The sequence below is a fragment of the Gilliamella sp. BG2 genome, from assembly GCF_046635645.1.
Lineage (GTDB): Bacteria > Pseudomonadota > Gammaproteobacteria > Enterobacterales > Orbaceae > Gilliamella > Gilliamella bombi.
In genome coordinates, this window is record NZ_JBIDFF010000005.1 from 34,922 (window position 1) to 57,280 (window position 22,359).

Below are 22,359 nucleotides of genomic sequence, written 5' to 3' on the forward strand. Positions count from 1 at the left end.
AATAAATTTTGTAAGGTCTTAATATATGGCAAGTTTAAAGAACACGCTTATTGTAGTTGCTATGTCCCTAACCTCTTTTTCTTCGTTTGCTGCTCAGCAATTAACGGAGCAACAAGCTAAAGGTTTACAGTCATTTAAAAGTATAACTATCCGCGGAGCTTTTTATACTGATAGTGATTATATCATGGCAATGTCGAGAGCTGCGGATAAAGAAGGAGCTGCTTCCTTTTATATAACCACAACTAATATCAGTCCTTCTAATGATACTTTAAGGATTGTGTATGCGAAATTATATAAAGCCGATGCTCCTAAAGCAGAAGAACAAGCTGAAAGCCTTCGCAAGTTTGAAGGTATTTATGAATATCCAAAATCTAAAGCCATACGTTTAGAGCCTTTCAACATTGTGCGTATTCGTGGTTATTTTCCCAGTGAATATGATATTAACCAAGCAATTGCTAGAGAAGCATCAGCAAAAGGTGCTTATGCTTATTATATTGATTCACGTAGTGAATTAGGTAGTAATATACAAGTTGCTGCTTATTTGTTTAAGAAAGATGCACCTGAACGTAAACTTCAACCTGAGGATGCAATTCCATATGACTCTGAAGCTGGTCAACAAGCTCTTGCACAAGGTGGTGATGCGGCTATGCAGGTAGAAAAACCTGGCTATTATTCTCCTTCAGCTTTTAATGAAAAATTTTATGCCGATAAATTTAATAATAAAGTAAAAGTCATTAATCAAGCCACACAAAAAGCAACAACTTCTGCAACAACTAATGCTTCTGCATCTCAAGTTACGACGATAACAACTGAGCCACAACGCATTACACGTTACACTGTCACTCTACCCGATGGACGAAAGATCCAAGAATTGAATGATGCAACTGCAGCAAAAATGGTTGCGTTTGATACAATTAAATTCAGAGGTTACTATGTAACTGATCAGGAAATTTCTTATCAAGCGGGTAAACGAGCTATTGATGCTGGGGCCAAGTATTATCATATTGCTAGAATTGCCCATGATTCAAATGGTCCAAATATAACTGTTTTTGTAGATCTGTATCGATAGTTTATATAGACAATCGGGCGCATAAGCGCCCTATTTTTTGTATGAAGCTATAGTTGTGATTTAACTACATCAATTTGCTGCTTGATGCGTTTTGCTGAAATTGGATATGATGTACCAAGCTGTTGCGCAAATAAATTTACTCTTAATTCTTCAATCATCCAACGGATATCTGTCACTTTAGTGTCCGATTGTTGATTGTTTGGTAAATTATTAATCCAATTATCATACTGATTTTGAACATCTTCTATAATACTCATTGATTGTCTATCTCTTGCCATATTTTGAAATAATTTTTCAATTCTTTTCTCAATTGCCGATAAATATCGAGAGATATCATTCAATCTTCTATAACTTGATTGAGCAACAAATCCTTTATAAACTAACTTATTAAGTTGTTGTTTGATATCTGATAAGGCAAATGCTAAAGATAAATCAACGCGCCCTTTTAACTTTTTATTAATGCTAAAATGCAAAGTTAGTATTGATTCGACTTGCTTAGCAATATCAACAACTATTTCATTAATATGAGTTTTTGTATAATCAAGTAATTGCTGATAATCATCAGTTGAATGTATTGTTTTATTATTTGTTTCAATTAAATAATCAATACCACAAGCAATACAATCATCAATAAGCATTAAAACGTTACCAAATGAATTAAAATATAAACTTAATTTCGATTTATTGGGTAATTTTTCATGTAAATACTTGATTGGAGAGGGAATATTAAGCATTAATAAGCGTCTTAAACCTAATTTAGTTAATCTTTGTTGCTCTGATTGATTATCAACTAACTTTATACTTACGGAATTTTGATTATCAATAATTGCTGGATAAGCCTTAACAGTATAGTTTTTTTGTTTTTCTTCATAAACACCAGGAAGTTTTCCAAATGTCCAATCTGTCAAATTATTTTGCTCAATTGAGTTATCTTTTTTATTGATAGTAATAGATGATAAAGCTTGTTGAAGTTGAGTTTTGAGTTGCTGTTTTAGCATATCAAGATCTTTACTTGAAGCTATTTCGCTATTATTACTATCAATAATACTAAAATTCATTTTTAAGTATTCAGGAACTTGTTCTAATTGCCAATTTTCTGATGTAATTTTCACACCAGTCATTTTATGAAATTCATTTTCTAAGCATTCAAGAAGCGGTTTTTCACTAGTATCTACCCTATCTAAAAATGCATCAGCATAATTTGGTGCAGGGACAAGGTTTCGTCGTAAAGATTTAGGCAATGATTTGATTAATGCAATTATTAAATCTTTTCTAAAACCTGGCACTTGCCAATCGAATCCCTTGTTTTTAATTTGGTTTAAGATATCAAGTGGAATTTTTATAGTGACGCCGTCACGGTTATGACCAATATCAAAGTGATAACTAAGTGCTAGCTTAAAATGATCTTGATACCAGAAATCAGGAAAATCATTTAAGTTAATTAATTGTGCTGATTGCCTGATCAGCATCTCTTTTTGTACATTAAGATAATCAGGATCAGATTTTTGTTTCTGCATCCACCATTTATCAAAATGTCTAGATGAAATAACGGATTTATCTATGCGTTTATCATAGAAATCAAATAATTCATCATCATCAATTAAAATATCCTGACGACGTGATTTATGTTCTAAATCTTCAACTTCATTAATCAATTTTTGATTTTGCTTGTAAAATTTATGACTTGTGAACCAATCACCTTCAACTAATGCATGTCGAATAAACAGAGTGCGACTTAGAATAGGATCAATTTTACTGTAATTTACTATTCTATTAGTAACAATTGGTAACCCAAATAAAGTTACTTTTTCGTTTGCTATTGTTGTGCCCTGCTTTTTAGACCACCTAGGTTCGTTATGGTCATATTTCACTAAATGTTTAGCTATAGGTTCAATCCATTCAGCTTCAATTTTTGCTGCTGTTCTTCCCCATAATCTATTTGTTTCAACAAGTTCACTAGCAATACACCATTTGGGTTGGTTTTTGAAAAGTGCTGAATTAGGAAAAATTGCAAATTTTATATTACGTGCACCTATATACTCACGCTTTTCAAGCTCTTTTATTCCAATATGAGATAGTAAACCGCTTAGTAACGAAATATGTAATGAATTATAATCAGCTTCTTTACTATTAATCGGAAACGCTAATTGCTTAATTGTTTGTCTAATTTGCGTATAGACATCTTGCCATTCACGGATTCGAAGATAATTTAAAAACTCTTTTTGGCATAATCGTCTAAATTGATTCCCTGATAATACGTTCTGTTGTTCGTTAATGTAGTTCCATAAATTAATTAAAGAAATAAAATCTGACTCCTTATCAACAAAACGACGATGTTTCTCATCCGAAGCTTGCTGTTTATCAAAAGGTCTTTCTCTTGGATCTTGAATCGATAAAGCAGCAGTAATTATCATTATTTCTTTAATGCACCCTAGGCGCCTTGCTTCAACCAGCATCCTAGCTAATCTTGGATCAATTGGTAATTGTGCTAAAATTTTACCTATTTCAGTTAAATGATATCTATTCTGTATGGTATGAATTGCCCCAAGTTCCTCTAATAAGCGAAGTCCATCACGAATATATTTTGAATTAGGTTTTTCAACAAAAGGAAAAGCGGCAATATCTCCTAAGCCTAATGATGTCATTTGTAATATTACTGAAGCCAAATTGGTCCGCAATATTTCGGGTTCGGTAAATTTGGGGCGAGATAAAAAATCTTGTTCATCATATAAACGTATGCAGATACCATTAGATGTTCGTCCACAACGTCCTTTACGCTGATTGGCAGAGGCTTGTGATATTGGTTCAATAGGTAAACGTTGAACTTTAGTTCGGTAACTATAACGACTAATTCTGGCTAATCCCGAATCGATCACATATTTAATGCCTGGAACAGTTAATGATGTTTCTGCCACATTAGTAGCAAGGACAATTCGACGTTTAGTATGTGATTGAAAAATTCGATTTTGTTCTGATGCTGATAACCTTGCATATAATGGCAAAATATCCGTATGACGAAGTTCTAACTTATTAAGTGTATCGGCAAGATCTCGAATTTCTCGTTCTCCTGTTAAAAAGATTAATATATCCCCAAGACTTTCAGTTGATAATTCATCAATGGCATCTATAATCGGTTGAAAATCACAACTTTTATCATTATTATCATCTTCTTTCTGGATTTGGGGACGATATCTAACCTCAACTGGATAGGTACGACCCGATACTTCAATAATTGGAGCCTCATTGAAGTGTTTAGAAAAACGTTCTACATCAATAGTCGCTGATGTTATTATGACTTTTAAGTCTGGGCGTTTAGATAATAATTGCTTAAGATAGCCTAAAATAAAATCAATATTCAAACTGCGTTCATGAGCTTCGTCAATAATAATAGTATCATATTGTAGTAAAAGTTTATCTTTCTGAATTTCAGCAAGCAATATACCGTCAGTCATTAATTTAATCAGGGTTGTGTCATTGACATGATCAGAAAATCTGACTTTAAAACCAACTAACTGCCCTATCTCTGTTTTTAGCTCTTCAGCGATACGATTAGCTACTGAACGTGCTGCTAATCGTCTTGGTTGGGTATGACCAATATAGCCTTTGACACCTAAGCCTAATTCTAAACAGATTTTGGGAATCTGTGTTGTTTTTCCCGAGCCAGTTTCACCTGCAACTATAACTACTTGATTATTTTTAATAGCATCATAAATTTCTTGTTTTTTTTCAGTCACAGGCAAATTTTTGGGAAAAATAATATTTTTCGGTAACGACTCTAGTCTGCTTTGATAATGTAAGTTAGCATTTTGTATGGCGGAATCTATATCAGCTATAGTTTGACTTTTCTTAGCTAATTTGATTATTTTATGCTTATTTAAGAAAGTCATTGAATCAAGATTTTTTAATTGCTGTTGAGATAGCATAGCGTTTCAGATATTTCAATTATAGTTACATTAATACACGATTATAACAAATTTAACCTATTATTAGGAGTTCAAATGAAAAAAACGTTTTTGTTAACTGCTCTATTTATGGCTTTACTGGCTTTATCAGGATGTAATGACTCAAGTACTTTACAAGAGACCGACCTCATGCACCACCGTTTTGTACTCACTAAAGTAAATGGTCAAGATATTCCGTTAGATGATCAAGCAGAGCTTATATTTGGGGAAAATATGACAATTACAGGTAAAATGTGTAACCATTTTTCTGGTAAAGTTACTTTAGACAACGGTAGCATAAAAGGTAGTGGAATTGTGATGACTAAAATGCTTTGTAATGATGATCAATTAAATCAATTAGATTATATTATTGAGAACTTAATTACTGAAGGTACAAAAATCAATTTAAAAAATAATCAACTAACCTTGAAAAATAACAATAATGAACTAATTTATCAACTTAAAGACTTAATGTAAGCCAAATGTTTAGTTGCTATAATTTAGTATGTTATTATAAATAACAAAATATATTAAAGATAAAATACTTTATTTAAAATACTGTTAAGAATATAATAAGAAGAATTTTAAAGGGTTTAACTTATTGATGAAATTATTATATTCTTCAAAGATTTTATGTGATTTTGGTAGCCATATTGAGCTACAAATACCTTTTTTAACCAATAAAACTACCAATGCTTTGCCATTGGTTTTTTTTTGCAAAAAGTTGGTTTATCGAATTTTTTAAATTGAATTAAAACATTAACCTTAACATTAAATAAATTACTAAGTAGATACTATTATGAAAAAGACAAAAATTGTTTGTACGATCGGACCAAAATCTGAATCAAAAGAAATGTTAGCAAAATTATTAAATGCAGGCATGAATGTTATGCGTTTAAATTTTTCGCATGGTGATTACGAAGAACATGGCAACCGTATCAAAAATTTACGTGAAGTAATGCAAGAAACTGGTTTAAAAGCAGCTATTATGCTAGACACCAAAGGCCCTGAAATTCGCACTATTAAATTAGAAGGCGGTAATGATGTATCCCTAGTTGCAGGTCAAACATTCACGTTTACTACAGACAAAAATGTTATCGGAAACAAAGACCGTGTAGCCGTAACTTACGATGGTTTTGCGCATGACCTTAAACCAGGTAATCGTGTTTTAGTTGATGATGGCTTAATTGCTATGGACGTTAAAGAAATTAAAGGTAATGAGGTTATTTGTACTGTTTTAAATAACGGTGAACTCGGTGAAAATAAAGGTATTAATTTACCTGGAGTTTCAATTAAATTGCCAGCACTAGCAGAAAAAGATAAAAATGACCTGATTTTTGGTTGTGAACAAGGTGTTGACTTTATTGCTGCATCATTCATTCGGAAACGTTCTGATGTAGATGATATTCGTACTCACTTAAAAGCTCATGGTGGTGAAAACATTAAAATTATATCTAAAATTGAAAACCAAGAAGGTTTAGATAATTTTGATGAAATTCTTGATGCTTCTGACGGTATTATGGTTGCACGTGGTGATTTAGGGGTTGAGATCGCTGTTGAAGAAGTTATTTTTGCTCAAAAAATGATGATCAAAAAATGTAATAAAGCATCTAAACCAGTCATAACAGCAACACAAATGCTTGATTCAATGATTAAAAACCCACGTCCAACTCGTGCGGAAGCTGGTGATGTAGCTAATGCAATTATTGATGGTACAGATGCAGTTATGCTTTCGGGTGAAAGTGCTAAAGGTAAATATCCGCTCGAAACTGTGAATGTTATGGCAACTATCTGTAACCGAACTGATAACACAATTCCAGCATCGTTAGAATTGACATCAAAAGAAGAGAAGTTGAGTATAACTTCAGCTGTTTGCTGTGGTGCTGTAGAAATTGCTGAGCGTTTAAATGCTCCATTAATTGTTGTAGCAACTCGTAGCGGTAAATCAGCTAGGGAAGTTCGTCATTATTTTCCTAGAGCTCGTATTTTAGCATTATCTTCAAGTCAAAAGACAGTTAATCAGTTAGCCGTGACAAAAGGTGTAGAGCCTATTTTAATTGATTCAATTAACTCAACTGACGATTTTTATCGTTTAGGTAAAGAGATGGCTGTGAAAGTATGCGGTTTACAACAAGGTGATATCATTGTAATGGTATCTGGTGCTTTAGTACCAAGTGGAACTACTAACACAACATCTGTTCACCGTATTTAAAACGGCATACTTATTATTTGTCCTGAAATAAAAAAGTTAGCTACATGCTAGCTTTTTTTTTTACATAAGATATCCTGTATAAAATACTATTAATAGAATTTGAAAGATTAAAATGATTGAAGAAAAAGTATATTTACCTAAGGAACTAAGTTGGTTATCTTTCAATCAGCGAGTTTTACAAGAAGCTGCTGATAAAAGTAATCCACTTATAGAGAGGATACATTTTTTAGGTATATACTCAAGTAATCTTGATGAATTTTATAAAGTACAGTTTGCCAACTTAAAAAAATATGTACTTATTGAACAAGAACAAGCCAACTCATCTTCTAACTCTAAAAACTTATTACGCCAAGTAAACCAAAAAGTTATTCAACTAGAATTACAGTTTGACCAGCTTTATAATGAACTATTATTAGAAATGGCGAGAAATCAAATCTTTTTGATTAACGAAAGACAACTTTCTTCTTATCAAGAAGGTTGGATAAAAAACTATTATAAACAAAATCTTAGACAATATATCACCCCTATTTTACTCGATAGTCATACCGAACTTATTCAATTTTTAAAAGATGATCATGCCTATTTGGCTGTAGAAATTATTTGTGAAGATAAAACCAATTATGCGTTACTTGAGTTACCGACGGATAATATTTCTCGTTTTGTTTTATTACCGTCAGAAGTTTCAACTAAAAATAAATCGATCATTTTTTTGGATAACATATTACGTTACTGTTTACCCGATATTTTTAAAGTGTTTTTTGATGCCAAAGAATTAAATGCCTATTCTATTAATATTAATAGAGATGCTGAATACGAATTAAACACAGAATTAGACAGTTTGCTTGAACTTATGTCACAAGGTTTAAAACAACGTTTGACTGCTCAGCCAGTTCGTTTTACTTATCAAAAAGATATGCCAAAAGCATTATTTGAGTTATTGATTAATAAATTGTTATTAACTGAACAAGACGCAATGCCAAGTGGACGCTATCCTAATTTTAAAGATCTTGTGAAATTTCCTGATTTTGGTCAAAAAAAGCTATTAAATAAAAAAATTCCAAGCCTAAGCTATAATCGATTTAAACAATTTCGTAATTCGTTTGATGCGATTAAAGATCGAGATGTATTGCTTTATTATCCCTATTACTCTTTTGGACATGTATTAGAGATTATGCGCCAAGCTTCGTTTGATCCATCTGTTACGCATATTCGCATGAATATCTACAGAGTTGCAAAAGATTCCCGCTTTATTCATGCGGCCATTAATGCTGCCAATAATGGTAAAAAGGTCACTGTAGTTGTTGAATTGCAAGCAAGGTTTGATGAAGAGGCAAATATAAAATGGGCAAAACGATTAATTAGTAGTGGAATTAAAGTTATCTATTCACAACCAAAACTAAAGATCCACGCTAAATTATTTTTGATTGATCGTAAAGAGAATAACGAAATTGTTCGTTACGCCCATATTGGTTCAGGTAATTTTAATGAAAGGACTGCAAGAATTTATACCGATTTTTCGTTATTAACTGCAGATCCTGTAATTACAGATGAAGTTAAAAATGTATTTAATTTCATTGAAAACCCATTTAAACCAGTTTCATTCCATCATTTACTTGTGTCTCCACAAAATACCCGATTGAGATTTTATGAATTTATCCAACAAGAAATAAATAATGCTAAAGCAGGTAAAGTAGCTGGTATCTATTTAAAACTCAATGCAATAACCGATAAAGATATGATAGACCAATTATACCGTGCATCTTGTGCAGGTGTAAAAATTAGAATTGTAGTAAGAGGAACTTGTGTCTTGATACCCAAAATTCCTAATTTAAGCGAAAATATTACTGTCACAAGTATTGTTGATCAGTTTTTAGAACATGCTCGTGTGTATATTTTTGAAAATGATGGGAAAAAAGATACTTATATTTCTTCTGCTGATTGGATGCCTCGTAACCTAGATAATCGTATTGAAGTAGGTGTAAAAATCTTCGATCCAATAATAAAATCAACTATCCATAATATTTTTAATATTCAATGCAATGATAATGTAAAGGCTCGTATTATTGATAAAGATGCAACTAATAATTATGTACAAAGAGGTAATAAGAAAAAAATTAGAGCACAATATGCCATTTATGATTATTTGAATCAGTTAGAAACGGTTGAATAAGGGATTTAAAGTGAATAAATTCAATGAATATGCGGTAGTTGATCTTGGTTCAAATAGTTTTCACATGGTTATTGCTCGTATTATAGATGGTGCTATACAGATCATTTATAAAAATAAAAAAAATATTCATCTTGCCACAGGGCTTAATGCTAATAACCATCTAAGTGAATCAAGCATTATGCGAGGTCTGGAATGTCTTACACTATTTTCCGAAAGATTAATTGGCTTTCCTCCCGAAAATGTTCGTGTTGTAGCAACTCATACATTACGGGTTGCAAAAAATAGATATAAATTTTTAATGGCTGCGGCTAAAGTATTTCCATTTCCTATAGAAATCATATCAGGACAAGAAGAAGCACGTCTTATTTATTTAGGTACTATGACATCAGAATCAACATCGACAAATGATACTAAATTTGTAATAGATATCGGTGGAGGCTCTACAGAAATTGCAATAGGTAGAGGAAATGATCTAAAACCGTTGATTGTTGCTAGTCGCCCTATGGGATGCATAACTTATGCTAAACAGTTTTTTCATGAAAAAAAAATTAACGTTATTTCATTTGAACGAGCAAAGCTTGCCGCCGAACAACAAATTGAAAGCTTGATTAATATTATAAAAAAACAAAATATTACTGTTGCATTTGGTACATCAGGAACCATCAAGTCTATTTATCGTATCTTATTAGATATTGGGGTTTGTGATGGAATTATTACCCAAAAAAGGCTCGATGATTTAATTAGTTATGTTTTAGAATTCAACTCTTTTCAAGATATTAACTACCCTTCACTTTCTAGTGAAAGAAAAAGTGTATTTGTCAGCGGGCTAGCTATATTTAGTGGGGTTTTTAACGCATTTGGATTAAATACTTTACAATTTAGCCCATGCGCATTACGTGAAGGGGTGCTTTATGAGTTGGTTGGAGGTCTTAATTTCCGAGATATTAGACAAAATACCGCGCAAACTCTTTCTGAACATTACAATATAGACCAACGCCATGCTACGCAAGTCGTTAAAACTGCAAAATATTTATTTTCTCAATGGCAACAACAAGCACCAACATCTATTCCGGCAAGCCTTGAATCTATTTTATATTGGGCTGCTTTGTTACATGAGGTAGGGTTAAAAATTAACTTTTCTTCAGTTCATAAACATTCAAGCTATATTTTACAAAATAGTAATTTACCCGGATTTAACGAAGAACAGCAATTACTTTTGTCTACTCTTGTACGTTACCATAGAAAGACTATCAATATAGATACACTACCCTATTTTAGTTTGTTCGAATACAAACATATAATACCGCTAATGCAAATCCTAAGATTATCTATACTCATCAATAATCAGCGAAATACAGAAATTAATTTACAAGCATTTCGTTTAAAATTAATAAAAAATAAACTAACTAAAGTGACTATAGAAATTAATCGGGAATTTGTTGAAAATAATAAATTGATATTATTTGATTTAGAACAAGAAAAAAAATATTGGAAAGAAATTGAGGATTGGAAACTATCGATTGTAGTCTGTTAATTATAAAAGCCCCTGTAAATCAATTTATATGTAGAAAAAAACGTGTTGTTTACACTTCATAGTAAACTAAACCCACCCTAAATTTTGTATATTTGTAAGTTTGTAACTATTTTGAATACCTCAAACTTAGTACAAGATTCAAGTATAAAATATGGTAATACTGTGTGAGGTTGATAATAGTAGACACAACGACTTAATTACACAATGTGACAGCTAATGGCAATTGAGATTAATTTAGTGGCTTGTAGCTCTCTTGCCCATGTTTTTCGTTGCATTGTGGGCACTACAGCTTTTTTATGATCTCTTCCTGAGGCTGCGATTTTAGATTTAACTCGGCAAGCATTTGTTACTATAGAGAATTTTCTACTTTCTTGCTGTACTATTTTAAGGGATAGTTACAGTTACGGCTTTTGTTTTTCGTTGAAATAATTTCCTAATACCTCAAATTGATTTTTAATTTATTTGCTTTATAATTGGCAAATCTTAAACAACCATAATAAATAAAGGAAATAAAATGAAGAAGACATTAATTGCACTAACAACTTTTGCTTGTTTTTCAAATTTTGCTTATGCTGAAACAAATGAACTTTACCTAGGAGGTCAATTAGGAGCTTCTATAATAAAAGTGAAAAATATTAAGGATACCTTACATTATAATCACGGCGGTGTTATCAACGATGGTATTTTTGACTCAATGCATAAAACTAAATTAGCAGGTGCTTTAAATTTAGGTTACAACTTTTCTAATTATGATATTCCTGCACGTGTAGAATTATCTCTTACCTTACGTGGCAATACAGATAAAAAAGAAAATAGATACACTGATTATGAAGAATATCGTCTTCGTACTACTCAAAAAGTCAAAGCCCGCATGAATACATTAATGTTAAATGGTTATTATGATATTGATATTGACTCACCAATTACTCCATTTATTGGTGCGGGATTTGGTGTTGCCTTCACTAAACTAGAAAATAGCCATAAGGAAAAATATAACGTTTCTGTTGATGGTGTTGATTATGAACGTTCATTATCAAAAACAAAAACAAAGTTTGCATGGAATGTTGCTGCTGGCGTAGCTTATAAGTTGAATAATAATATGGTTGTTGATTTCACTGCTCGTTATGTGGATGCAGGTAAAGTAAACATCAAAAAACATAATGAATACTATCGAACTAATGCTAGTGCTGAGCTAAGTTCAATTGATTTATTAGCTGGTGTTCGCTATAGCTTCTAATTAATAAACTAAAAAAACAATGGCTCTTTTTAGTTTAGTTACCAATATTATCGCTACATTTCTTGCTACTGTTAATATGTAGAAAAAAACTGGGTTATTTACACTTCATGGTTAAGTAACCACTCCAAAACCCCATAAGGCGTTTTTTCTAAAATCACCTTATGGGGGTTAACAAAATTATAATAATTAATCAATTAAGACTTAGTCTTCACCTTTTGAATCATTATATACTTGTTGATTATGCCGTATTTTAATCCAAAGTTGGTATTACTCTTTTTACTTTTCCATTCATTTGTAAGCAGCAAGTTTAGTTGATTTTCGAAATACGGTGGTTATTATTACTGTAAACAACCCGAGTAATTCCAGCATGGATTGCCAAAGAAACGTGTAATTGATAATAAAAGCTCTCATCTAAAATTAAATGAGAGCATTTATATTTAGCTTTTAATTAAGCAACACCTGGAATGGTGAAGTCCATAATAAGCAATAAGGTTGGTAAAATGAAGATAGATAAAACTGTTGATGCAAAGAAAATGCTTGATGCTTGTTCTTGCTCAACATTCCAATTGTAAGCCAAAATAACCGCTGTTGATGCCGTTGGCATTGCCAATAAGAAAACTAATTCTTCTGCTTCCATACCTGTTATGCCAAATAGATATACGGAAATAAGTGCAACAATTGGTGTAATAAAACTTTTCAACACAACATTAATCATTAATGGTTTAGATAATTTCAATTTAACACCATGAATACCAACACCGACCGCAATAAGTGAAATGAAGTTACAGGCATTTGACATAATATCAAAAGTGTTAAACACAAAATGTGGTAGCCATTTAGTTCCATCGGTAACGCTCACAATTAACCCTAAAATAACGGCTAAAAACATTGGCTTCATAAGTGAATTTTTTACTGCACTAAAGATCATACCACCGGTGACTTTACCACCAGACAATTTAGTATCACAAAGTTCTAATAAAAATATTGTCATTGGAATCAATGATAATGCAACAACAAAATTAGCAATCGCAACGGAAATAGTTGATGCGGCTCCTAACATTAACGTCAAGAAAGGAACACCCATCCCGCCCATGTTTGGAAAACAGCATAGCATTGCATTCATAGCTGTTGACTTTAACTCTTTATGCAAAATGTATTTATTGGTTAAAAAACAAATTATCCATAAAAATGACATAGTACAGAAAAATGCAATCATCCAAATGCCATTGAATATTTGCGATGGCTTAGCATGAGACGTATGCACAAAAAGTAAAGCAGGAAAGACAAAGTTTGATACCAGTCCTGATAATAATTTTTTAGAATCCTTCGAAAAGATCCCTTGCTGCACACATAACCAACCAAGAAAAATTAACAAAAAAACCGGAAGACAAGAACTAACAACTTGCCCAACTGCTGACCAGATCAGATTCATTTTTTAAAACTCCTAAAATAATATTACTAAAAATACAAATTCGGTAAATGGTCGGTAACTTCAGATTAGATATTATATTTATAGACCTAGCTAAAATAAGTGGGTAACAAAATCAAATATATTTATTACATGTAAAACGATATTTTTCGTTGTTGAAACTTGATATTATTAAATGCGATTTCGCACTCATTATGTTTAATTAAAGACATTCTTTAATGAAAACCTTTGTTATATTCAAATGTAAAATATAGTAACTTAGGTATTATTATACTTATTCTTTTCGATCTTGTGTAAATCAAGATCTACTAACTGTCTTAAAAACTCAAAAAAACATTAAAACTTTGCTCTAAGCTTGTTAATAATAGAGTTTTATTTCTTTAAAAAACAATCAATAAGAAAATATAAAACATGAGTGTTAAATTATAGTAAAAATTAATATTGCACTAAAATTTCTTAAATGATGCTTTTTTATAATGTGTTATTCATTATAAAAAAACATACCTATTATAGATAATAATTTGATTTACTTTATTTATATAGAATTGCTGCCACAAAGCCTTATTATTGATATTCATATAATGACAATAAATCTTGAAAACAATATATAGTAAAGATTGTTTCTGAATAATCAATTAATAACTAGCATAATGTAAATCATTTCTGTGTTATTGTAAAATCAGTAATACATTTGACTATTTTTTGTCTAAAGATTTTTTACATATCAAATAATAACGGTTATGTTTTAACTAACTGACCATTGATAATTTTTTAGTTCGCTAACTAAAAAATCGATTAAACATCGAGTTCGGAGCGGTAATAATTTACGGCTTGGATAAACGGCATAAATATTCAAATTCTCGACTTTATAATTCAACAAAACACGAACTAAACGGCCTATTTTAATATCTTTACCAATAATAAAATCAGGTTGCAACGAAATACCACCTCCTTGTAACATAATTTGGCGGCAAGTATCGCCATTATTACAATAGATATTCGCTTTTAAATTCACCGAGTAATGGGCATTGTCTTTATAAAAATGCCATTGCTCTTTTTTTGCCCACTGACTATACATCACAATTTTATGATTCAACAAATCATCAGGATCATTCGGCATGCCATATTTAGCAATATAATCAGGCGACGCGGCGGCTATGATTTGCGTAGTTGCCAACTTACGGCTAATCAGCGACAAACTTTCTAGCCGACCAATTCGAACAGCAAGATCGTAGCCCTCCTCAAGCAGATCAACCACACGATCTGACAACGTAATATCTAGCTCAATTTTAGGGTATTTATTGATAAATTTTTGCCATAAAGGCGCCAAATGCAAAATACCAAAACTAACAGGCACATTAACCCGAAGAATACCTTGTGGACTTGCATGATCTAAAGTGAGGCTATTTTCTGCTTCTGTAGTAGCATTAATAATGGCTTTAGTTTGCAAATAAAAAATTTGCCCCTCATGGGTAATGACCATTTTGCGAGTTGTACGTTGTAACAACCGAACTTGCAAGCGATTTTCTAATGCTTGAATATAACGTGACACTGCCTGCTTAGACATATTTAACTTAACTGACGCATCAACAAAACTATTACAATCAACTACCGCCACAAAAACCATCATTTCTAGTAATTTATTAGATCTATCCATCTGCCTTTCACCAACACCAAACAATTGTCCCACTTATTTTGACAATAAATCACATAATAGCTTATTTATCTACAAAATAATAACCATTATCATAAACAAATGGTGCTAACCAATCACAATAATTAACTTACAGGAAAAATAAAATGAAACAATATCAAACAGATCTAGCTTCACTCATGTTACGAATTGCCTTGGGTGTCATGTTCTTGGCGCACGGTTTTACTAAACTACTCGTCTTTACTCCCTCAGGTACTGCGCAATATTTTCAATCACTTGGCTTTCCTTGGTTCCTTGGTTCATTGGTTATTTAGCGATTATGTTTGAAATTGGCGGCGGTTTGTTATTGCTTTTAGGTCTTTTAACCCGCATTGTTAGTTTATTGGGAGTGATTCAAATGATTGTTATTACATTTATTCACTCAGTGAATGGTTGGTCATTTAGTAACGCAGGTGGCGGTTGGGAATATCCTGCCTTTATGGCGCTAACAGCACTCAGTTTAGCATTGCTAGGAAGTGGTCGCTTTAGTGTATTAGCTAAATATTTGGCGTATTAGAGGGGGAGATATTAGTTGTTTTTTTGACAAAACAGTTGAATAAAAACCTCAATAAAATAAATACTTTTTCTGACTGATCTTTACTTAGGGTTGAGTGGGTTAATCGAGCCAATTTAGATTGTTTATAATTATGTTATCGCTTTTTTGGCATCCATTATCCATAATCATTTAATTACAATGCTATAATTTATAAAATAGCCAGTTTGGTTTGAACAAACATTTCACAACTTACAACCGATGCAAAATTGGTTAAGGCAGACATAAAGTTGTTATGTACCACTTGGGATGGAATCGTTTTACCATCAAATTCGAGATCACAAGTTGTACAAGCATCGTGGATTAATATCGGTTGATAACCTAGTTCGGATGCGTGACGTGTTGTTGAGTCAACACACATATGGCTCATCATTCCACAAATAACCATCTGCTGGATCTGTTCTTGTTGTAATTTTTTTTGTAGCTCAGTTTGATAAAAACTATTAGGGAATGTTTTTTTGACAAGATACTCATGCAAGTTACCAAGCGGTAACAAACTTGGATGAATTTCAGCGCCTAAACTTCCGTTAGCAAAAAAATCCGCATGAGGATCAGACTTTATATGCTGAATATAAAAGATCGGTAATTGTTGTGCTCTAAAGTGTTTTTGTAGTTTTAAGGTATTTTGTAAAGTTAATTCTGTATTGTTTAAAGTAAATTTACCCGTTGGGAAATAGTCATTTTGTACGTCGATAATTATTAAACCTTGTTTCATTGTTTTGTCCTTAAATTATGTTTGAGTTGATAATTATGCGATAATTACGCTATCTGTTACATAATGAATTGAAAGTATTATTACTTACCTACTTTCAAAATGAAAAAGATAAACAAGTATGGATAAAAAAGATCGCGCTATTTTAGATGAACTTAAAAAAAATAGTCGTCAATCATGGAAAGAAATTGGCGAAAAAGTATATTTGTCAGGACAGGCTGTTGGACAGCGAGTTCAAGAATTGTATGATAATCATATTATTGAAAAATTTACTATTAAAGAAAAAACAAATCAGCTTCAGTTTATAACTATTTATATGAATTCAAATCAATTCACCTCGTTCGAAAACATGGTCATGTCGTTTAAAGAAATCATCGAATTTTATAAAATCACAGGCGATGGGTGTTATTTTATAAAAAGTGAATTTACAGACCAAAACTTACCACATTTTTTAGACAAACTTGAGCTCTATTGCCGTTATAAAGTTAGTCATCAGTCAAAAGTGATTAAATAACGCTATTTTAAAAATTTACACCTAAACTTGTTGACTATTTTTTGTATAAAGATTTTTTTACATAAAAAACAAAAAAAAGTTGCGAGCAAATAAATTCTGTTATATTTTGTTCAGTAGCTTTAATTATCAACTCAGTTAAAGGTTTTTTATTTTTATGAATTGTTTTTGCGTTTTTATTACTAATGCTATTAGTACACATCATCACCATCATTCCTGAATAGTCTTCGGGCAATTGGTGCTGGAAGACTTTGGTCTTCCGGTGATGTCGCAAAAGCAAGCAGAAACCCTCGGAAGATCAAACTTCCGAGGGTTTTTTGTTTGTAGTTTATAAATTTTTAGATAACTTTGGAGAAAGATATGTTGGATAATTCGCGTTTACGCATTGCTATGCAAAAGTCAGGTCGATTAAGTGACGAATCAAAAAAGTTACTTGCCCAATGTGGTATTAAAATTAATCTTCAAGAACAGCGTTTGATTGCTTTTGCTGAAAATATGCCCATTGATATCTTGCGTGTTCGTGACGACGATATCCCCGGATTGGTTATTGATGGCGTTGTCGATATTGGGATTGTCGGCGAAAATGTTTTAGAAGAGGAAGTATTAGATAGGCAGGCCGAAGGCGAAGATCCACAATTTAAAAAATTGCGCAGTTTAGATTTTGGTGGCTGTCGGTTGTCGATCGCAGCACCTCGTGATTTTGAGTATACAGGACCAGAATGTTTAAATGATTTGCGTATTGCCACCACTTACCCTCACCTGCTCCGCCGTTATCTTGCTCAATATAATGTTACTTTTAAAACATGTTTGCTTAATGGTTCGGTCGAGGTTGCCCCCCGTGCTGGGCTTGCCGATGTAATTTGTGATTTGGTTTCGAGTGGTGCAACGCTTGAGGCCAATGGACTAAAAGAGATCGAAGTTATCTATAAATCAAAAGCCTGCTTAATTCAACGTCAAGGCGAAATGTCACCAATAAAACAGGCGTTAATCGATAAAATCATGACACGCATTCAAGGCGTTATTCAAGCTCGTGAATCCAAATATATTATGCTCCACGCCCCTACTGAGGTGTTAGATGATATTGTTGCGCTATTGCCGGGTGCCGAAAATCCAACCATTTTACCGTTAACAGGCGAGCAAAATCGTGTTGCGCTACATATGGTGAGTAGTGAATCTCTTTTTTGGGAAACCATGGAAAAATTAAAAACATTAGGCGCAAGTTCAATTCTTGTATTACCAATTGAAAAAATGATGGAGTAATAAGATGAAACTTTCTTATTGGCAACAATGTACTGACGTTCAACGAAAGAAACTACTGACTCGCCCTGCAATTAATGCTTCAGATTCGATTAGCAAGGCAGTAGCCGATATTTTGGCACAAGTAAAACAGCACGGCGATGAGGCTTTAAAGGTTTTAAGTCGCAAATTTGATAAAGTCCAAATTGAGCAAATAAAGCTTACAAAAGAAGACATAAAAGCCGCCGCAAATCGTGTTAATCCTGAATTAAAACAAGCCATGCAATTAGCGGTTGCCAACATTGAAAAATTCCACCAAGCGCAAGCCTATCAACCTATTACGGTTGAAACAATGGCAGGCGTAAAATGTCAGTTAGTAACGCGCCCTATTGATTCAGTTGGGCTTTATATTCCGGGTGGTTCTGCCCCTTTATTATCTACTGTGTTAATGCTTGCAACACCTGCTAAAATTGCCGGTTGTCGTCAAGTTATTTTATGTTCACCACCGCCCATTGCTGACGAAATTTTATATGCGGCACAATTATGTGGTGTTAGCGAGGTTTATCAATTAGGCGGTGCACAAGCCATTGGCGCAATGGCGCTTGGCACCAAGTCGGTTCCTAAAGTCGATAAGATTTTTGGTCCTGGAAATGCCTACGTTACCGAAGCCAAACGACAAGTCAGTCAGCGATTTGATGGCGCAGCCATTGATATGCCAGCTGGTCCGTCTGAAGTGTTAGTGATTGCAGATAGTTCAGCAAATCCTGCTTTTATTGCTGCTGATCTTTTGTCGCAAGCTGAACATGGTCCTGATTCACAAGTTATTTTGTTAACACCTGATGAAAAAATAGCACAAGCAGTATCGATTGAAGTCGATAAGCAACTTACGCAACTATCGCGCCAAAATATCGCTAAAAAAGCATTACAAGAAAGTCGCCTTATTGTAACTAAAGATTTGGATGAATGTGTTGCTATTAGCAATCGCTATGGTCCCGAACACTTAATTATTCAAACTGCGAATGCGGATGAATTAGTTGAACAAATTACTAGTGCTGGCTCGATCTTCTTGGGTGATTGGTCACCGGAGTCAGCAGGTGATTATGCATCAGGAACCAATCATGTATTACCAACTTATGGTTATACAGCCACATATTCTAGCCTTGGGCTTGCTGATTTTCAAAAACGTATGACGGTGCAAAAATTATCACCAGAAGGTTTAAAAGCCATTGGTCATGCGGTTGAGTTGATGGCAGAAGCAGAACAACTCACTGCCCACAAACAGGCGGTTAGCCTTAGGCTTGCGGTATTAAATTCAATAAATCAAAAATAGGTGGCTTAAATGGATATCAATCAATTAGTTCGAAAAAATGTTCAGCAATTAACACCTTATCAATCTGCTCGGCGAATTGGTGGTCAAGGCGATGTGTGGCTAAATGCAAACGAGTATCCCGTTGCTCCACATTTTGACTTGACCGATCAAACCTTAAACCGTTATCCAGAACCACAGCCTGAAAAAGTAATTCAGCGTTATGCACAATATGCAGGGGTTAAAACTGAACAAGTGCTTGTTAGCCGAGGAGCTGATGAGGCCATTGAGCTTTTAATGCGTGCATTTTGTGAGCCTAAAAAAGACAGCATTTTGTACTGTCCACCAACTTATGGTATGTACCAAGTAAGTGCTGAGACATTAGGTATTAAAACCAAAACTGTGCCAACCACTTCTGATTGGCAGCTTGATCTTGGGGGTATAAAACAAAATATTGATACTGTGAAACTAATTTATGTCTGTTCACCAAATAATCCGACCGGTAATTTAATCGATTCTGATGATATCAAAGCTTTACTTAATATTGCCAAAGATCGTGCTTTGGTCATTATTGACGAGGCTTATATTGAGTTTTCGCCTGAATCTAGTGTCGTTAGTTGGCTTAATGACTATCCTCACTTGGTGATTTTACGAACATTATCCAAAGCCTTTGCTTTGGCTGGATTACGTTGCGGTTTCACCATTGCTAATAAACCTGTGATCGAAGCCTTACAGAAGGTTATTGCACCATACCCTCTAGCAACCCCTGTTGCTGATATTGCAGCTCAAGCATTGAGTAAAGATGGTGTGAATACCATGAAGCTACATGTGGTAAATTTAAATAATCAAAAGGAAAAATTTGCCAATTTACTTCGACAATTGCCAATTGTCGAAAAAGTTTATCCAAGTTATTCCAACTATTTGTGTGTTAAATTTCAACATGATAAAGATGTATTTAATATTTTATGGCGCCAAGGTATTATTTTACGAGATCAAAGTAGATCTATTGGGCAACAAAATATTATTCGTATTACCATTGGAACCCAAGCCGAGTGCGAAGCAGTCATTTCTGCGCTCAAAACAATTAAATAGGAGCAAAAATGTTACAAAAGTACTTATTTATTGATCGAGATGGCACACTAATTACTGAACCTCCAGTTGATTTTCAGGTTGATCAGTTTGAAAAATTGGCTTTTGAACCTAATGTGATCCCAGCCCTACTCAAGCTACAAACTGCGGGATACCATTTAGTGATGGTCACCAATCAAGATGGGCTCGGGACTAGTAGCTATCCACAGGCTGATTTTGATGGTCCACACAATTTAATGATGCAGATTTTTAAATCGCAAGGTGTTAATTTTGAGGATGTATTAATTTGCCCACACTTTCCAGAAGATAATTGTGAGTGTCGTAAGCCTAAAATCCAATTAGTTTTGCCATATCTTACTAGTGGTAAATTAGATAAACAAAACAGTTATGTTATTGGTGACAGGGTCACAGATATTCAATTGGCTGAAAACATGCAAATCCAAGGATTACGATATCATCCTGAAAATTTAAATTGGGACGAAATCGCCCAACGATTAACCACTAAAGATCGTTATGCAAAAGTTGTACGCAATACCAAAGAAACTAAAATACTTGTTGAAGTGTGGCTTGATCGCCAAGGTGGCAGTCAAATTAATACTGGAATTGGTTTTTTTGATCATATGCTCGATCAAATTGCGACTCATGGTGGAATTAAACTCAATATCCAAGTTGATGGTGATTTACATATTGATGATCATCATACCATAGAAGATACTGGACTAGCTTTAGGAGAGGCACTAAAAATAGCACTCGGTGATAAACGTGGTATTACCCGTTATGCCTCTGTTATCCCTATGGACGAGTGTTTGGCCAGATGTGCAATAGATATTTCAGGACGCCCTTATCTAAAATTTAAAGCAGAGTTTACTCACCCTAAAGTTGGCGATATGAGCACGCAAATGGTAGAACATTTCTTTTACTCAATAAGTTATGCTATGGCTATTACATTGCATATTGAAACAGAAGGCGATAATGATCATCATAAAGTAGAAAGTTTATTTAAATCTTTTGCTAGAACATTAAAACAAGCCATCAAAATTGAAAGTGACCGATTACCAAGCTCAAAAGGAGTGCTATAAATGAAGATTGTCATCCTCGATACTGGCTGTGCTAATCTATCTTCGGTCAAATATGCCGTGCAACGATTAGGTTATGATCCAATAATTAGCCTTGACCCTGATATCGTGCTCAGCTCAGATAAGTTGTTTTTACCTGGAGTAGGATCCGCAAGTTCAGCAATGGAAAAATTAAAAGAGCGTCATTTAATTGAACTTATCAAAGTCTGTACTCAACCTGTATTAGGGATCTGCCTTGGTATGCAACTTCTAGCCGATTATAGTACCGAAGGACATGTTAACACATTGGGAATTATTCACGAAAAAGTTAGAGAAATTCCTGATTGTGGTTTACCTTTACCACATATGGGGTGGAATCAGGTTTCACCTAAAGCCGGTCATCATCTATTTCGAGATATTCCTGATGATGCTTATTTTTACTTTGTACATGGATACGCGATGCCATTATGCTCAGCAACAATAGCAGAAACCAATTACGGCGAAAGCTTTACCGCAGCCGTGCAAAAAGACAACTTTTACGGCGTGCAATTTCATCCCGAGCGTTCTGGCTTGGCCGGTGCAAAATTGCTAAAAAACTTTTTGGAGATGTAG

At 33.5% G+C, this 22,359-nt stretch carries 16 protein-coding genes, 1 pseudogene and 1 other annotated feature; of the genes and pseudogenes, 13 read left to right on the forward strand and 4 right to left on the reverse strand.

Translation table 11 applies throughout. The features are described from left to right. The first annotated feature begins 25 nt into the window (after positions 1–25). Complete coding sequence (locus tag ACGH6Q_RS03385) at positions 26–1,069, forward strand: YdgH/BhsA/McbA-like domain containing protein (RefSeq protein ID WP_085164050.1); 1,044 nt, start codon at positions 26–28, stop codon at positions 1,067–1,069. Between the two features lie 47 nt (positions 1,070–1,116). On the opposite strand, the gene hrpA is transcribed toward ACGH6Q_RS03385, so the two are convergent. Beyond that, complete coding sequence (hrpA, locus tag ACGH6Q_RS03390; protein ID WP_411591955.1) at positions 1,117–4,956, reverse strand: ATP-dependent RNA helicase HrpA; 3,840 nt, start codon at positions 4,954–4,956, stop codon at positions 1,117–1,119. A gap of 111 nt (positions 4,957–5,067) precedes the next feature. Here hrpA and ACGH6Q_RS03395 point away from each other — a divergent pair, with 111 nt between their 5' ends. From ACGH6Q_RS03395 to ACGH6Q_RS03415, 5 genes are all read left to right on the forward strand, one after another. Then, a complete protein-coding gene (locus ACGH6Q_RS03395) occupies positions 5,068–5,487 on the forward strand; it encodes an META domain-containing protein (RefSeq protein ID WP_065590958.1) in 420 nt (139 codons plus the stop codon). Positions 5,488–5,809: 322 nt separating this feature from the next. After that, a complete protein-coding gene (gene pykF, locus ACGH6Q_RS03400; protein ID WP_065590959.1) occupies positions 5,810–7,222 on the forward strand; it encodes a pyruvate kinase PykF in 1,413 nt (470 codons plus the stop codon). A 112-nt stretch (positions 7,223–7,334) separates the two neighbouring features. Further along, positions 7,335–9,392 (forward strand): polyphosphate kinase 1, encoded by a 2,058-nt coding sequence (gene ppk1, locus ACGH6Q_RS03405; RefSeq protein ID WP_296301616.1) that lies wholly within the window; start codon positions 7,335–7,337, stop codon positions 9,390–9,392. Positions 9,393–9,402: 10 nt separating this feature from the next. Beyond that, positions 9,403–10,926 carry an exopolyphosphatase gene (locus ACGH6Q_RS03410; protein WP_411591896.1) on the forward strand — a complete coding sequence of 508 codons (1,524 nt, stop codon included), beginning with the start codon at positions 9,403–9,405 and terminating at the stop codon, positions 10,924–10,926. A 514-nt stretch (positions 10,927–11,440) separates the two neighbouring features. After that, positions 11,441–12,163, forward strand: coding sequence for an outer membrane protein (locus ACGH6Q_RS03415; protein ID WP_174798285.1), 723 nt, complete (start codon positions 11,441–11,443; stop codon positions 12,161–12,163). Between the two features lie 448 nt (positions 12,164–12,611). On the opposite strand, the gene ACGH6Q_RS03420 is transcribed toward ACGH6Q_RS03415, so the two are convergent. Both ACGH6Q_RS03420 and ACGH6Q_RS03425 read right to left on the reverse strand, forming a co-directional pair. Beyond that, positions 12,612–13,595, reverse strand: a complete 984-nt coding sequence (locus ACGH6Q_RS03420; protein ID WP_065590963.1) for an AEC family transporter — start codon at positions 13,593–13,595, stop codon at positions 12,612–12,614. 742 nt (positions 13,596–14,337) lie between these two features. Further along, positions 14,338–15,249: a LysR family transcriptional regulator gene (locus tag ACGH6Q_RS03425; RefSeq protein ID WP_174798286.1), complete on the reverse strand. Its 912-nt coding sequence runs from the start codon at positions 15,247–15,249 to the stop codon at positions 14,338–14,340. A 143-nt stretch (positions 15,250–15,392) separates the two neighbouring features. On the opposite strand from ACGH6Q_RS03425, the pseudogene ACGH6Q_RS03430 reads away from it, so the two are divergent. Then, positions 15,393–15,802, forward strand: a pseudogene (locus tag ACGH6Q_RS03430) (DoxX family protein). Positions 15,803–15,989: 187 nt separating this feature from the next. On the opposite strand, the gene ACGH6Q_RS03435 reads toward ACGH6Q_RS03430, so the two are convergent. After that, on the reverse strand, positions 15,990–16,553 hold the full coding sequence (locus ACGH6Q_RS03435) for a cysteine hydrolase family protein (RefSeq protein WP_034913065.1): 564 nt from the start codon (positions 16,551–16,553) through the stop codon (positions 15,990–15,992). 118 nt (positions 16,554–16,671) lie between these two features. Here ACGH6Q_RS03435 and ACGH6Q_RS03440 point away from each other — a divergent pair, with 118 nt between their 5' ends. The 6 genes from ACGH6Q_RS03440 to hisH all read left to right on the forward strand — a co-directional run bounded on the left by ACGH6Q_RS03440 (position 16,672) and on the right by hisH (position 22,359). Beyond that, complete coding sequence (locus tag ACGH6Q_RS03440) at positions 16,672–17,064, forward strand: AsnC family transcriptional regulator (protein WP_065590964.1); 393 nt, start codon at positions 16,672–16,674, stop codon at positions 17,062–17,064. Between the two features lie 198 nt (positions 17,065–17,262). After that, positions 17,263–17,382: a sequence feature (His leader region), on the forward strand. Positions 17,383–17,421: 39 nt separating this feature from the next. Next, a complete protein-coding gene (gene hisG / locus ACGH6Q_RS03445; protein WP_085164043.1) occupies positions 17,422–18,321 on the forward strand; it encodes an ATP phosphoribosyltransferase in 900 nt (299 codons plus the stop codon). 4 nt (positions 18,322–18,325) lie between these two features. Continuing rightward, entirely contained in the window at positions 18,326–19,627 is a 1,302-nt protein-coding gene (hisD, locus tag ACGH6Q_RS03450) for a histidinol dehydrogenase (RefSeq protein WP_411591899.1), read from the forward strand. Positions 19,628–19,636: 9 nt separating this feature from the next. Beyond that, the gene (gene hisC / locus ACGH6Q_RS03455; protein WP_296300639.1) at positions 19,637–20,695 is read left to right on the forward strand and encodes a histidinol-phosphate transaminase; all 1,059 of its coding nucleotides are present in this window, start codon (positions 19,637–19,639) and stop codon (positions 20,693–20,695) included. Between the two features lie 8 nt (positions 20,696–20,703). Next, positions 20,704–21,771, forward strand: a complete 1,068-nt coding sequence (hisB, locus tag ACGH6Q_RS03460; protein WP_297223702.1) for a bifunctional histidinol-phosphatase/imidazoleglycerol-phosphate dehydratase HisB — start codon at positions 20,704–20,706, stop codon at positions 21,769–21,771. Further along, entirely contained in the window at positions 21,772–22,359 is a 588-nt protein-coding gene (hisH, locus tag ACGH6Q_RS03465) for an imidazole glycerol phosphate synthase subunit HisH (RefSeq protein WP_174798292.1), read from the forward strand.